The sequence below is a fragment of the Paraflavitalea devenefica genome (assembly GCF_011759375.1).
Taxonomy (GTDB): Bacteria; Bacteroidota; Bacteroidia; order Chitinophagales; family Chitinophagaceae; genus Paraflavitalea; species Paraflavitalea devenefica.
In genome coordinates this window covers 374,394-388,285 of sequence record NZ_JAARML010000006.1, presented here as the reverse complement: position 1 = coordinate 388,285, position 13,892 = coordinate 374,394, and the positions used below count along the sequence as shown (strand labels likewise).

Sequence of the window (13,892 nt, the reverse complement as noted above, 5' to 3'; positions counted from 1 at the left end):
CCGGCATGCTATACTCCCCGGTTGGTTTCCCTCACGGATAAGCCGGTGATGACGGGTCTTTGTGAACACTAACCCGATACCCTGCCAGGGTATATTTACAAAGCAACCCTTTACGGGCGCACGGCAACTGCTAAATAGCCGGCCACCTTCACCACGATCGCCGGCAGTACTACCGGGGTGGTCAGGAGTGCGGCGCTCGCAGCCGCCAGGATCAGGCCCCAGTTCCGCAGCTTCGCAAAAAAGGGCGGGGTAGGACTTTGCATTCTTTCTTGTATACTCATAACAGAACATTTTAGAAATGAATAATCGTATTTGCGTACACGCTTCCATACGGCGTTCTTCCCGGCTGCCCGGAGATATCTCCGGAGGGCCTGCGGCTGGCTTCAACAGGCGTATAATGATTGACGGGAGAACGGATACAGCAGCGGCTACTAATAGAAACTTTCACTCTGCTGGCGCAAGTACGCAGCTTAGGCCATGAGCGGGAGCGTACTTGTGCCATTGTTGCTGACAGTTGTCATGACGAATGCAGCAGCACAAACCTACAACACCGTATACCCATTTTCCAAATGCACCTGGTAATAGTGCATGTAATTGCATAAAATGATAAAAATGCAATGGCCTCTGTTTCATTAATGCAATGGCCTCGGTTTCATTTTTATCATTTTATGCAAAACAGGGCATAACTACCACCCATATTTGGAAATAGGCTTTCCCTCAACGTACGTTTGTGGGGTGAGGTGAACAGCATGGTGACGTATGGCGGGAGTATGGAGGAAGCATAGCTGAAGCATACCCGAAGCATACCGATAGCATGCTAATACCGTAAAATAAAATTATCAGCGACTTATGCAAAAGTGGCGCGGTAGCTGGCGCCCGGTCACCAAAGTATAAGGCTGGTTATAGTTGCTGCACCGCGGGCGGCAACACGAAACACGATCATTAACAATTTAAAATTAAAAAAAATGCCTAAACAAATAAGCCCTGTCGTCAAGATCAAGGGCAAAATAGATCAACTGAACTTTTTCGAAACAGCCGATGGCTACATGGTGCAGAAAACGGCCCGGTACAGCATCGAAAAATTCAGGACTGCCAAATCATACGACCTCACACGCCGCAATGCAAGTGAGTTCGGCATCGCAGGAGCAGCCGGGAAAATATTCCGTACTGCATGTAGTACAGAGGTCAGTAAAGCAGGTGATCCCCGCCTCGTTAGCCGGGTTACCCGTACCATGGTCAAAGTATTGCAAAGCGATACCGAAAGCGAATACGGCAGTCGCAATGTACACAAAGGAAGCAAGCAGGGACTCGTAGGCTTGGAGTTCAACGACACATTGCCGTTCTCCCAGGCTGTAATAATAGAGGGTGGATGGTCTATTGCCGTGGGGCGGCCATCCGGTCTGGTCAACATTACCTTGCCGGCTTTAATTCCTTACGACAAGATCCACGCGCCCAAAGGCACCACCCATTACCATTTCTTTGCTGCTGCCGCAGCCATTGATTTTGTGAATGGGCAAGGCTACACCGCCAGGGCCGAGACCGTAGAGCTGCCCTGGTCGAAGGATCCCGCTGAGGCAGGCTCATTACAAATGATGCTGCCTGCCAACAGTCCCCATCCCATATTTGTGGTATTGGGGATAGAGTTTAAGAAAATTGTGAATGGTAAATCATGGGACTTTACCGACCAGAGTTGTGCCGCAGCAGTACTCGCGGTAAGTGAGCCGGCTTAGCAGTAGGCAGCACACTTGTTCATGCATCAGGAAACCGGTAGCATGCCCGGTTTCCTGCTCTTAAAACATTATTCATAACACATCAAACCCAAAAACATGGTATACAAAAATAAAAAATCACGCAAGGCAATTCCTGGTTATACCTTAATTCCCAAAGAAGGCTACTACCAGGTACGTAAGATCGGTCTCACAAAGGATAGGGTAAACAATGATCCTGCCTTTAGCATGACCCGCAAGCTCTCAGATGAATTTGCAGTAGCTGCGAAACTGGGTACGCTCATCCGTGATGCCGTCCTCGAAGACGCCACCATAGCCCAACATCCAGCCGTACTAACAGCAGCACTTATTAACATTATACAAACCGATAAGCAAAATCCGGTTGGCTGCCGGTCGCTCCTGAACGCCGATTTTTCCAGCCTGGAAAACTTTCAGTTCAACCCCTCATTATCATGGCAGGAGGCCACAAAACTGCACGAACACGTAAAGGTTGACCGGAAAAAGCGCCAATGGAGCCTCACTATCCCTGCCTTCGTGCCACGCAACGCGATAAAAGGTCCGCGCTCCGCTACATATTGCCGGTTGCGTTTCATACAGGTCAGCATTGATCTTACGGGTATGGTAGCAGAAAAACAAATACAAAGGACCACACTCTTACCCTGGAAACACCTGCAAATACCGCAACAGGAGCTGGTTTTTAAACTCCATAAAACAGCTCCCTGTCTGCACTTGCTGGTGGCCACCATCAATTGGTATGAGTCGGTAGGGCATGCAAAAGTACTAATGCCATTGGACACGCAGGTGCCATTCACCATCCTCAAAGTAGGGGTCAGTAAATAAATACTCCACGGTGGGGTACTTGTACCACTTTAAAAACTTACCATCATGTCAACACAAAAAAACAACAGGATCAGTAAACGGGCCATTCCTGGTCATACACTTACTCCCAAAGACGACCATTACCAGATAAAAAAGATCGGCGGCGTGTCGGGCAAGCAGTTCAATACCGACCCGCGGTTCAACCTCTCCCGGCGGAACAACCAGGAATTTGGCCATCTCATGAAACTGTCTGCACTCATACGGTCAAACCTGCTGGTGGAAGCCGGCGCTAGCTTGCCGGCCCGCCCGTTCACAAATGTCCTTAGAGAACTGCAACAGGCCGATGAGCAGCATTGTTTTGGCAATCGTAGTCCCCTCAATGGTCCCATCCAGCAGTTGGAGGGGTTTAACTTCAATGAAGCCTGCCCATGGCAAAGTTGTGTAAACATCCACATCCCCATCACGGTGGATACGCTCGACAATGAAATAGAGATCACCTTTCCCGCCTGTACGGCCAATCAGGCAGTAAATCCACCACCAGGGGCTACCCATTACACCCTATATGCGATCGTGGCCTGGTTTGATCTGCATCATTGGGAAGGTGATAAAATGCGGGTGAAAGCAAGCCTCCTGCCACTAAAGGCAATACAAAAAAGACCGGAAACAAGAAGGATAACAATAGGTTACAATCAGCTAAACATAATTGTAACAGGGGTAAGGTGGTACCAGATGAAAGCCGGGACAAACAAAATAAGCCCGCTCAAAATACCTGGCCCGGTCATTATTTCCAAAATTTGGAAAAGCGGAGACCACAAAATGGCAGACAAAAAATAAACTAAAAAATATTTTCAGGGAGCTGTAACATTCAAATATCCTCAATCGTACAAGCTAAATAGAGCATCCGGATGCTCTATGGTCCCGTCCCTGGTGAATAATTCCCGCAGGCATTACACATGCCATCCGCTTAGTAGCACTTCGCTGTCCCAACCACACGCGCATCAGGCCTTTAAAAGGCCACTTATTCCTTTTTTTTGATCACTGGTTACAGGAGTGGAAGGCCATAGGCCGTCTACGCAACGCCTGTCGCCATGGTTCGTGTCTGCCGCCATGGTTCGTGTCCTCACGAACCATCACAAGGCGCGCTTACCTGCTCATGCCTGGACGTCAACGTGCTTGCATGTGCGGAACCATATAGCTATTCTCTAACTTATTAAAATCATGGTCATTATGAAAAACGTTCCAAACAAAAAGGAAAGCAAACTACCCCCCGAACTCTACCAGCCCACGATAAAGGATGTCCAGATCCTCAGTGGCAAAACAGCGTCCACTGCCAGCCGTAGATTGCAGGAACTACGCGAGGCCCTCAATAGGGAGGATCATCAGGCGGTCTTCCTCACAGAGCTCTGCAAGTACTTTGCTTATCCCCTGCGAGAATCCTGTGAGCAACTCGGTGTACCATACAACAATAATTAACCACAAAACAAACTACCATGAAATACGCACACGCCCACCACTTCTGGACCTGGTTCCAAAAGTACAGCAACCTTTTATTGGCCCTGCCGGCGATGAACAAGAAGGAGCGGGAATATTGGTACAGAGAGATCAACACACACCTCATGGCCTGTACGAAAAACCTCAGCTTTGAACTTCTTTCCAGCCAGAGGAGGGAGTCCCGGCTCATCATTACCACCTATGGCAAAGTCCGGTACTTCCACCTGGCGGAGGCCTTCGTGGCCAAAGCGCCCAGGATGCCCGGCTGGCAGGTCATAGCCCTGCAGCCGCCCGGCCTGCTGGGCGAATTACTCTTGCCTTTCTATGGCCGGTCAGGGATTGACCTCACCAATTGCTGGTTCTTACCACCGGATCACCGCTGCATCGACGGCAGGTACGAGTTAAGCGTATATGCAGAACTGTATACAGCCATCACCACCGAAATGAACATGGCGGTGGAAGCGCTGGCCTACGAGCTCCTCGGCGAAAAAACAAAGGGCTTCCACATAAGCTGGATCACCATCCACAACCTCCTTGCATGCACGCCGGAAGAAAAACAACGCTTGCTGCGGATGGAACAACTACCCGCCTGGCTCCACGCCCAGGGCCCTTCCGCCATCTCTCTCCATGCAAAAGGCCTCCTGCAACCCCGCAAATAACCGGTACAGCAGCGGCGACAGTCAGTAAGTGGTGAGTAGTGAATAGTAAATAATGAGTAATGAGTAGCGAGTAATGAATAGCGAGTAAAAAAGCCAATGAGTAACAAGCAAGAAGCAAGAAGATACAAACAATCAACAACCCCAGCATAGTAGGAACCCAAAAAGCACCAGCCTCTTACCAACAGACACGCACTCCAAAGCATAAAAGCCCATAATTAGTCAGCAAAGTACCACCTGGGGTGGCGTTGGCCAGTCAGGCCGCGCGGAGCGATCGGGCCTGACTTGATTTTTTGGTTCTTTTGCATCAAGGCAAAAGAACAGAAAAAGCCCCGCGCGCAGCGCGAACAAAGCAAAAGAACAATGCAATGCAACGAAAGTAACAACATGCCTGCGCACAGCCTCCCACTCGTAACATCCCAAACAAATACTTTTGCCCTAAAGTGGTTAAAAGAAGAAAATATCTGTTATAGTAAGATTGCACCATACAAAATCAAACCATGCTAAGAATCGCTGCCATACTATTGATAAGCTGTTACACGCTCCAAGCCCAGGAATCCATCACCTATGTCATAAACACCACCACGGTGAAAACCGCGATCCAACCCTCCCTCTGGGGCATCTTCTTTGAAGACATCAACCGCGGCGCCGATGGCGGCCTCAATGCCGACCTCATCAAGAATGGCTCCTTCGAGTTCAATACCCCCCTCATGGGATGGAAGACCACCGCCCGCCGCATCCCCGATGGTGTCGCCATCATCGTGAACCGTCAACAGGAAAATCCCAACAATCCGAAATACCTGCAGCTCGATATTCCCCGGTCCACCGATACCCTCGGCCTGGTCAATGAAGGCTTCGGCGGCATGGTCATTAAAAAGGAGGTACGGTATGATTTTTCGCTGCTAGTCCGCCAGCAACAACCCGGCATACAATTGCGCATCGAACTGCTCAATGCCGCCGGCAAACCCATCGCCACCGCCCGCCTCCAACCAGCCACCAGCTCGTGGCAGGAGCAATCCGTCAGCCTCACACCCACCGATACCGCCCGCAAAGGCCGCCTCGTCATCTGGTTCGAAGGCAGCGGCAAGCTGGACCTCGATATGATATCCTGCTATCCATCCGATACCTGGAAGGGCAGACCCAAAGGCCTCCGCGCTGACATGGTGCAGGCGCTGGCCGACATCAAACCCGGCTTCATCCGTTTTCCCGGTGGCTGCATCGTGGAAGGCACTGATCTCAACGAGCGCTACCAGTGGAAGCAGACCATCGGTCCCCGCGTAGAAAGAAAGCTCATCATCAACAAATGGAACCACGGCGTAGCCGCCCGCCCCACACCCGATTACTACCAGAGCTTTGGCCTCGGCTTCCTGGAATACTTCCAGCTCTGTGAAGACATTGGCGCTACCCCCATGCCCATCATCAACTGCGGCATGAGCTGCCAGTTCAACACCGCCGAAGTAGTGCCCATGGACCAACTCAATCCCTATATACAAGATGCGCTGGACCTTATAGAATTTGCCAATGGAAACGTAAATACTCCCTGGGGAAAGAAACGCGCCGAGCTAGGTCATCCGGCTCCTTTCAACATGAAATGGCTGGGCGTCGGCAATGAGAACTGGGGACCGCAATACATTGAACGCTTACAGGCTTTCACCAAAGCCATCAAACAACGCTACCCCGATATACAACTCATCACCAGCACCGGCTATTCACCCAACCCGCAGTTCAAATACATGGATTCGGTGCTGCGTAAGTTAAATGTGGACATCATTGATGAGCATTACTACCAAACGCCCAATTGGTTCCTGATGAATGCCGGTAAATACGATAACTACGACCGAAAAGGCCCCAAAATATTCTTAGGCGAGTATGCCTGCCACAGTGTGCGCATTGGCAGCCAGGACAACAGGAACACGCTCTTATGTGCTCTCAGTGAAGCCGCCTTCATGACCGGCCTGGAGCGCAATGCCGATATCGTGACCATGAGCGCCTATGCGCCCCTCTTTGCCCATACAGATGCCTGGCAGTGGACGCCCAACCTCATCTGGTTTGATAACAGCCGCGTCCTCGCCACGCCCAGCTATTACGTACAGCAGCTATTCAGCCGCAACCGTGGCACGCATGTAGTGCCGTTATTACAGGAAGGCATGGCAGTAACGGGACAGGACAGTTGCTATGCCTCCGCCGTCATAGACACCACCACCAAAGAATTAATTGTAAAGCTGATAAACGCTTCCGGCGAAACCAAGCAACGCACCATCGACTTACCACAGGTAAAGAAGAAAAAACTAACCGGAACGCTCGCCGTACTAAAAGGCCCTGCACCCAATGCCATCAACACCCTCGGCCAACCCGAAGCAGTAACCCCCGCCGTAACCACCGTTGAAATAAAAAACAAAGGAGTAATAACCCTGACACCCTATTCAGTAAACGTACTTCGCATAAAAATATAAATGCAGAAGCACGCCATAAAAGCAAGCCTGCTATAAGAAGATACCAGTAATCAATAACCCCGGCATAGGAGGAACCAAAAAGCACCGGCTTCTTACCAACAGGCATCCACAACCAGTGAGTAATACCAGGGAGGTACAAAAAATCAGTAACCCCGGCATAGGAGGAATCCCCCCAAGCGGTTTTTTTACCAATAGTCATCCACCCCAAAGTATAAAAGCCAATAATTAGTCAGCAAAGTAGTACCTGGGGTGGCGCTGGCCAGTCAGGCCGCCCGGAGGGATCGGGCCTGACTTGATTTTTTGGTTCTTTTGCATCAAGGCAAAAGAACAGAAAAAGCCTCCCGCGCAGCGGGAACAAAGCAAAAGCAAAAGCAAAAGCAAAACCGCCGGCAAGGCAAGTTTATGCCGTCTTCGCCAACTGGCTCTTCCTCCACTCCGAAGGCCTTTCCTTAAACGTCTTAGTAAACGCCTTACTGAAATTACTTTGACTGGAATAGCCGATCTCCTGGATAATCTCGTGCACGCGCTTTCTTTCCAGCATCAGTACCTTGGCCCGCAGCAGCCGCTGCGTTTTCAGGTAAGTATAAATGCCCATGCCATACGTATGTTTAAAGGCCCACTTCAAGCGCTTCTCCGGCATTTGCACCATCCGGGCAATTTCTACGATCGTATAATGCTTGTCGAGCGAGCGGATGATCAATGCTTCCGCCTTGGCCAGTTTGACCATGTCTTTGTCTTTTAATCGTATCATAAGAAAGGTTTATAGGCACGATAGAAGCCGGGTTACTGCATCACGGTAGGCATGGCCGGAGGATGGCCGCGCCGTATCTTTCGCTCCAGGATGATCCCCACAATCCCCAGCACGATAAACACGCTGTTGAAAACAATATGTTCGCCCCAGCTCAACTGCGCCAGCACACCACCGCAACTGCAGGGCAGGTGATCGGCCCATAACATCAGCGCAATAATATAAAGCGTAAAAGCGATCATCAGGGCTGTAGAGGCGTAAAAGCCTTTCAGCCGCCACTTGGGAATGATCAGCATCGCCGCCAGTACAAACTCCAGGATGGGCAGCCCGATAGCCACTACCGGCGCCACGGGTTTCAGGATAGGTGATTCGGCCAACTGTTCCCGGAAAACACCATAGTCCATCAGCTTGCTGATACCGGTATACAGGAACAGGACCACAAACAAAAAAGCAATGATCTCTACAACAATGGCACGTTTCATACTGACATAATAAAATGGTACAACAATAGATCCGGGGGCTGGAACAAGATCGCCTCGCCTGTCAAAGCGTGGGTCACCGGCAAAGGGTGGCTCACCCTTCGACAGGCTTCACGCTTCAACACTGCCTCACCGGAGCATGGCCGGCAATTGGTTGTTTTGACGCCCAGGCCCGGCATCCAGCCGCCCGGATGTTGGGATACCGTACATAAAGTTTCGGGCATCGGGTTGTTGGGTACTATGAAGTTAAAATAGGGCAATGATGCGAACAGGATAAACTATAAAGGTGCACGGAAATTTTAGCCTCGTAACAAAGTCCCCGGGCCATAAGGCCCAGGGATATGAATCATTGCGTAATCGGGTGGGTCGGGGTTGCAGGCAAATGCCTTCCGGTTGAACAGGGCCGCAACCGCTAAATAGCGCTGCGTACATGATCGGGTATATTCTTCCGGTAGTCTGAGGGCCGGATCTTATAGCGGCGCCGGAAGGCCGCACAGAAATTCGTAGGGTGGTTATAGCCACAGCGGTGGGCGATCTCCCCGATGGAATAATTGTTCGTTTCCATCAGCTCCATGGCCATCTTCATCCGGTGTTCGGTAAGGAAATCAAAAACGGGCTGTCCGTACAGGGCTTTAAAACCTGTTTTCAGTTTGAACTCGTTAATGCCGGCTGTCTGGGCCAGTGCCGGGATCGTGTAATGATAACGCAGGTTCTTTAGGATAGTGTCGCGCACAAGCGTCAGTCGTTCAATGTCGGCTTCTGTAAGTTGAACTTGCATAGCAAAAGGTTTAATTGATGAAATGGATTCTCACAGGTAGGGTAGGGCATCAACTGATATGGATTATAAATGGATTATAAGTTTGTTTATTCATCTTGAACAATGTCACCCTGAGCCCGCGAAGCGGGCTTCCACCCTGGATCCACCATTGCCGTCCTGTGCCACGGACAGCAATGGGTAATTAATCCAGGGATAGCTGCTGCATCGTGCACAGCTATGCCATTAAACCATTAAGCCTTCAATGTCATAATCGTAAAGCTGTTTCCGTATCAGTGTACAGACAATGGGATAGCACCTGACGACATAGAGGGACGTCGCGGTACGGCTACCGTTAGCTGCTACTGTTAACTACAAAAGGTGAGAATGCACGTAATAGAAGATCGTATCAAATTGAAACATCATACTGCCAGGTCGTAAGAAATCCTGAACCTGTATGCAAATTAGTCTATATGATTTGTCGGATTAGCACAAAAAGTTATGCAATCAGCAGTTTTTTTATAAAGTCAAATGGCTCCTAACGCCTTGAGCCTAAACGAAACACAACAACAACCCCGCAGCCGTCAGCAAAAACTTCTTCGCTTGTGCCTGCAAAGCAAACGCAGCTCGAAGCTCAAAGCTCGTAGCTCGAAGCTACTTCTGCAACACCATCACCCCATTCATCATAAACGTACTCCCCCCATCAGCCACAATATTATACACCGGCTGCCATCCACCGGCCGATTCCGTTTTATGCCACACCTGGAAAGCCTGGTAGCGCCCGGTCGCTTGGTCCTGGCAAAGGATCTCATCACCGGTAACAAGTTCCCCCATCTTCTTTTGCCCGTTGGTGGTCAGCACAGGATGGTTGGGGGTAGCCTGCACCGTTTTACCAAGCAGCAACACTTCCGTACCGGCCGCAGTAACCTTTTCGGTAGCAGCCAACAAACGCAGCCGGGTGATCGCATAGTTCTTGGGGGTATGACTGGTCAGCTCCTTCACCGTAACCACCTGCGTTTGTTGCGTGGCCGGGTCTACGGTGAGGATGCGGTCACCGGGACGGATAGCGGCAAGTGCCTTCGTGCCGCCGCCGGCCATGCTTACCTGCATCGTGCCCGGGAAACAAATATCATTGCCATACGTGGCCGATTCCTTGCTGAGGTCCTTCCCCTGGTTGGCTGCCTTGTACAGTTGGAAGCCAAACTCCTTCGACAGCACATACGACAGCTTCAGCACGAAATTGGCTTCCTGCTTATCAATCGCATGGATATCTTCAAAATACTTTCCCCATACCTTGCTATCGGCCGTAAAGTGGGGCATACAGGCTTTATAGAGCGTCCCTTGCTCATTGGTATAAAAAATGAGGATGCCCAGGTCCTGCATACCTTCTTTGGCCAGTAGTTTATAAATATCAATGCGTTTCTTCTTGCCGTCATCGCCGGTCACAAAATAAGGCTTGCGACTCTCATAGCGGTCCAGTACATAAGTATTCTCAAACTTCACATACGTATCATTGTCCAGGTCCTTCACCGCAAACGTCTTGGCCTTCTCATACTCTTCCAGCGTAAGGCTCCGCACCGGCTTCTCCTGCGCATAATCAACCAGGACAATCATTGATAACGTTACAAATGAAATAAGCTTCTTCATCGTGTTGAAATATTGATAAGTTAATCTTGTTCTGTCATTTCCAAAGTAAAAAGCCGGTGAACAGTGGTAAGCAGTGAGTAACAAATAATCATGAACCCCAGCATAGTAGGAACCCCCAAAAGTGAGCCTCTTACCAATAATCATCCACCCTCAAAGCATAAAAGCCTGTAATTAGTAAGCAAAGTACCACCTGGGGTGGCGTGGGTGGCAAACCGGCCGGAGGCATTCGGGTTTGCCTTGACTTTTTGGTTCTTTTTTGTCAAGAAAAAAGAACAGAAAAAGCCCCGCGCGCAGCGCGAACAAAGCAAAAGAAAATTATCGAAGCAAACGCATTGCCGACTGCCGATTCACGATATTTCTTTAAACGCCTTCGCAAACACCTCCATCTCCTCCATGGTCCCCAAACTGATCCTGCACCAATCCTTCCCCGCAAATCGCCAGGTGCGGATCATCACCCCACGCTTCATCATCTCCATGCCAAACTTGGGCGCCTCCATCTTAAGCGGGAACATCACAAAATTAGCCGCCGAAGGGATCCACGTATAACCTTCTTTTTCCAGCACCTCATACAGGAACTTTTTAGACGCCATCGTCTTGGCCTTGGCATCGTTCAGGTACTCCGTATCGTTATAGCAGGCGTTCGCTGCCTGGATCGAAGTGGAGGAGAGGCACATGCCCGCATTCGTATATTGGTTCATAGACCGGATAACGGAGGCTGGCCCTACCGCATAACCTACCCGCAATCCGGCAAAGCCATACAGCTTGGAAAAAGTGCGGGCAATGATCACGTTCTGTCCCTTGCGTACACACTCCATCATCGAAGCGCCTTTGGGATCATCCAGGTAATCAATATACGCTTCATCAATGAAGATGGGTACCTTGGCCGATACGCGTTCACAGAATGCTTTCAGTGCGGCGGTATCCAGCGCGGTGGCGGTGGGGTTATTAGGATTGCAGATATACACTAGTTTGGTATCAGCCGTAATGGCTTTCTCCATGGCGGTCAGGTCCAGTTTATAATCAGCCGTCAGCGGCACCTTGATGATCGTAGCTTTGAATTGCTGGGCTTTCTCGGGCAGGTCTTCGTAAGAAGGGTCGCCGGTAACAATATTGCCGCCGTCCTTGCTGTAATACAGGGCCGCGGCCAGCAGCAGGGGAGAGGAGCCGGCGCCCAGCAGGATCTGCATGGGTTGTATGCCTTCAAAAGTAGCGATCTTGGTCACCAGCTCGCGACTGTACATAAAAGGATAGCGGTAACTATCGCCGATGGTGTCCTGGATGGCTTTCTTGGCTTTGGGCGAAGGGCCGAAGGGGTTTTCATTGGCGCCAAGCCGGGCCTTGATATCCGGCGGGGCGGAAAGGATCACCGATTCATCGGTTTCCCAGGTGCGCAGCGGGTCGAATACTTCAGCGGGCGGATGGGCCAGGGCCTTGTGTACAAAAGCAGGAAGCAGGCCAAGTCCACCGGTGAGCAGGGCGCCGGTCTTGAGCAGTTGCCGGCGGTTAATTGTAGTAGGCATAGTAGTTAGTTTTGTTTACTTATACTGTAGTCTTTGTTCCGATAGTCTCCCATGAACAGCGGTGGCAGCCACCCTCGCCGATTCAAAAGCCCCGGCCATCCACGAGTTCAGGTACGTCGTATGCTCTCCGGCAAAATATACGTTTTTATCCGGCGCCAGCAAAGCCTTATAGTGGGTGGTGCGCGCTTCGCCGGTATAAACGGCCCAGCCACCCAGGTTGAATTGGGTCTTATGCCAACTCACCGAAAACCCTTGCTCAAATTCGGGGTCATATTGCGGATGGATCAGGCGTCCTTTCTGCAGCGCCAGTTCCTGGCGTTTGGCAAAGGATAGCTCGCCTACGATGCGCGCTTTCTCATTGAAATTATAATACCCGATCAGTACGCCTTTCTTCCCGAGATAATCATGGGAAGGATAAAATATCTGTGTCAGCTCATTATTCGTATGCGTGATGCCGCCATAAATATGTTCATCTTCTTCCCAGAAGCGGCGTTTGAACTGCAGCCCGATCTTACCGGTTTGGATATAATGAGCATAGTCAATCGCGCGGCTCACGGGGGAAGAGAAATTATGGTCGATATTGCTCAATACCGGCAGGGGCAGGGTGCAGATGCACAGGTCGCCGCTAATACTTTTATTGCCGGCCGGTGTCGTATAATGGATCTGTACGCCTTGCTCGGTATTGCGGATCGTAGTCACGGCTGCATGGAACTGTACAGGGGTAACCAGTTTCTTTTCCAGGGCTTTGGCGATCATGTCCATGCCACCCACAGCCTGGAATAGGGGAGTCTGTAGCTCGTACGTATATTCCGCCACATTATAGAAATCGGGGTCCAGCAGGCCCGAACTGATAATAGCGGCCAGGGTATGCGGCTCGCCGATGCGGCCGGCTTTCTCCCCATAGCCCGGCGCTTCCACATAACCGCGGCGGGCGGAGGCTTTATACAGCTTGTCGAGGTCCAGTCCGCCTTCTGCGCGCAGGTACTCCACCACCTTCTGGGCGTCTTCCTTCGTGAGGGCGGTATCCACCTGTTTACTGTCAACGGCTTTGGCCAGCAGCTCCGCGATATGGCCACGTACATCATTGTGCACTTCCCGCACCCGCACCTTCTTGTTGCTCAGTGGACCCTTGCCTTCACTGAAATAATACGCCGACTCATTCACATTATTATACACCTGCAGGGGCACGTTCAGCGCCTTGCAGTAATGTAAAGTAATCGCGTGGTGATGGGGAATGCGGGAGGGACCGGCATTGAAATAAAGGCCTTCATCAAAGGCGGCTTTTTGTTCCGGTTGACCGGTTTCTGTATGGGTCGATCCTTTGCGTACGCTCCAGCAGCGGCCGCCTGCCCGGTTGCGGGCTTCAAGAATGGTGCAGCGGTAGCCCAGTTGTTGCAGTTCGTAGGCGGCGGTGAGTCCCGCCAGTCCGGCCCCGAGGATAACAATATGTTCGCCTTTGGCGGTGCCCGGCAGTTGGAAATCGGGGGCCGGCGCTTCGGGCAACAGGCCCAGTGCCATCATGGCCGGGTAGGCGCCACCCGCCAGCCGGCCGGTATGCAGCAGGAATTTTCTCCGTGAGATCTGGTTCAAATAATAAA

13 protein-coding genes are annotated in these 13,892 nt (G+C 51.0%); 6 read left to right on the top strand and 7 right to left on the bottom strand.

What is annotated here, in order from left to right:
* Positions 1 to 110: 110 nt before the first annotated feature.
* Positions 111 to 281: a hypothetical protein gene (locus HB364_RS29030; protein WP_167291928.1), complete on the bottom strand. Its 171-nt coding sequence runs from the start codon at positions 279 to 281 to the stop codon at positions 111 to 113.
* A gap of 684 nt (positions 282 to 965) precedes the next feature.
* On the opposite strand from HB364_RS29030, the gene HB364_RS29025 reads away from it, so the two are divergent.
* The 6 genes from HB364_RS29025 (at position 966) to HB364_RS29000 (ending at position 7,146) form a co-directional block, all read left to right on the top strand.
* Positions 966 to 1,730, top strand: coding sequence for a hypothetical protein (locus HB364_RS29025; protein ID WP_167291927.1), 765 nt, complete (start codon positions 966 to 968; stop codon positions 1,728 to 1,730).
* A gap of 96 nt (positions 1,731 to 1,826) precedes the next feature.
* Positions 1,827 to 2,567 carry a hypothetical protein gene (locus HB364_RS29020; RefSeq protein WP_167291926.1) on the top strand — a complete coding sequence of 247 codons (741 nt, stop codon included), beginning with the start codon at positions 1,827 to 1,829 and terminating at the stop codon, positions 2,565 to 2,567.
* A 45-nt stretch (positions 2,568 to 2,612) separates the two neighbouring features.
* Positions 2,613 to 3,380, top strand: coding sequence for a hypothetical protein (locus HB364_RS29015; protein WP_167291925.1), 768 nt, complete (start codon positions 2,613 to 2,615; stop codon positions 3,378 to 3,380).
* A gap of 393 nt (positions 3,381 to 3,773) precedes the next feature.
* Positions 3,774 to 4,019 (top strand): hypothetical protein, encoded by a 246-nt coding sequence (locus tag HB364_RS29010; RefSeq protein WP_167291924.1) that lies wholly within the window; start codon positions 3,774 to 3,776, stop codon positions 4,017 to 4,019.
* Positions 4,020 to 4,036: 17 nt separating this feature from the next.
* Positions 4,037 to 4,696 (top strand): hypothetical protein, encoded by a 660-nt coding sequence (locus HB364_RS29005; protein WP_167291923.1) that lies wholly within the window; start codon positions 4,037 to 4,039, stop codon positions 4,694 to 4,696.
* Positions 4,697 to 5,193: 497 nt separating this feature from the next.
* A complete protein-coding gene (locus tag HB364_RS29000; RefSeq protein ID WP_167291922.1) occupies positions 5,194 to 7,146 on the top strand; it encodes an alpha-L-arabinofuranosidase C-terminal domain-containing protein in 1,953 nt (650 codons plus the stop codon).
* A 400-nt stretch (positions 7,147 to 7,546) separates the two neighbouring features.
* Here HB364_RS29000 and HB364_RS28995 read toward each other — a convergent pair whose 3' ends face one another.
* The 6 genes from HB364_RS28995 to HB364_RS28970 form a co-directional block, all read right to left on the bottom strand.
* Positions 7,547 to 7,897 carry a helix-turn-helix domain-containing protein gene (locus HB364_RS28995; RefSeq protein ID WP_167291921.1) on the bottom strand — a complete coding sequence of 117 codons (351 nt, stop codon included), beginning with the start codon at positions 7,895 to 7,897 and terminating at the stop codon, positions 7,547 to 7,549.
* A 32-nt stretch (positions 7,898 to 7,929) separates the two neighbouring features.
* Entirely contained in the window at positions 7,930 to 8,376 is a 447-nt protein-coding gene (locus tag HB364_RS28990) for a MauE/DoxX family redox-associated membrane protein (RefSeq protein ID WP_167291920.1), read from the bottom strand.
* Positions 8,377 to 8,785: 409 nt separating this feature from the next.
* Complete coding sequence (locus HB364_RS28985; protein ID WP_167291919.1) at positions 8,786 to 9,151, bottom strand: helix-turn-helix transcriptional regulator; 366 nt, start codon at positions 9,149 to 9,151, stop codon at positions 8,786 to 8,788.
* Positions 9,152 to 9,781: 630 nt separating this feature from the next.
* A complete protein-coding gene (locus tag HB364_RS28980; protein ID WP_167291918.1) occupies positions 9,782 to 10,774 on the bottom strand; it encodes a Hint domain-containing protein in 993 nt (330 codons plus the stop codon).
* Between the two features lie 347 nt (positions 10,775 to 11,121).
* Positions 11,122 to 12,294 (bottom strand): pyridoxal phosphate-dependent aminotransferase, encoded by a 1,173-nt coding sequence (locus HB364_RS28975; protein WP_167291917.1) that lies wholly within the window; start codon positions 12,292 to 12,294, stop codon positions 11,122 to 11,124.
* Between the two features lie 15 nt (positions 12,295 to 12,309).
* Entirely contained in the window at positions 12,310 to 13,884 is a 1,575-nt protein-coding gene (locus HB364_RS28970) for a flavin monoamine oxidase family protein (protein WP_246228647.1), read from the bottom strand.
* Between the last annotated feature and the right edge of the window lie 8 nt (positions 13,885 to 13,892).

What these genes read in the sequence shown, in the direction of transcription:
- HB364_RS28990 (WP_167291920.1), bottom strand. Translation starts at nt 8,376, where the DNA reads ATGAAACGTGCCATTGTTGTAGAGATCATTGCTTTTTTGTTTGTGGTC.
- HB364_RS28995 (WP_167291921.1), bottom strand. Translation starts at nt 7,897, where the DNA reads ATGATACGATTAAAAGACAAAGACATGGTCAAACTGGCCAAGGCGGAA.
- HB364_RS28980 (WP_167291918.1), bottom strand. Translation starts at nt 10,774, where the DNA reads ATGAAGAAGCTTATTTCATTTGTAACGTTATCAATGATTGTCCTGGTT.
- HB364_RS29030 (WP_167291928.1), bottom strand. Translation starts at nt 281, where the DNA reads ATGAGTATACAAGAAAGAATGCAAAGTCCTACCCCGCCCTTTTTTGCG.
- HB364_RS29000 (WP_167291922.1), top strand. Translation starts at nt 5,194, where the DNA reads ATGCTAAGAATCGCTGCCATACTATTGATAAGCTGTTACACGCTCCAA.
- HB364_RS29020 (WP_167291926.1), top strand. Translation starts at nt 1,827, where the DNA reads ATGGTATACAAAAATAAAAAATCACGCAAGGCAATTCCTGGTTATACC.
- HB364_RS29005 (WP_167291923.1), top strand. Translation starts at nt 4,037, where the DNA reads ATGAAATACGCACACGCCCACCACTTCTGGACCTGGTTCCAAAAGTAC.
- HB364_RS29010 (WP_167291924.1), top strand. Translation starts at nt 3,774, where the DNA reads ATGAAAAACGTTCCAAACAAAAAGGAAAGCAAACTACCCCCCGAACTC.
- HB364_RS28975 (WP_167291917.1), bottom strand. Translation starts at nt 12,294, where the DNA reads ATGCCTACTACAATTAACCGCCGGCAACTGCTCAAGACCGGCGCCCTG.
- HB364_RS28985 (WP_167291919.1), bottom strand. Translation starts at nt 9,151, where the DNA reads ATGCAAGTTCAACTTACAGAAGCCGACATTGAACGACTGACGCTTGTG.
- HB364_RS29025 (WP_167291927.1), top strand. Translation starts at nt 966, where the DNA reads ATGCCTAAACAAATAAGCCCTGTCGTCAAGATCAAGGGCAAAATAGAT.
- HB364_RS29015 (WP_167291925.1), top strand. Translation starts at nt 2,613, where the DNA reads ATGTCAACACAAAAAAACAACAGGATCAGTAAACGGGCCATTCCTGGT.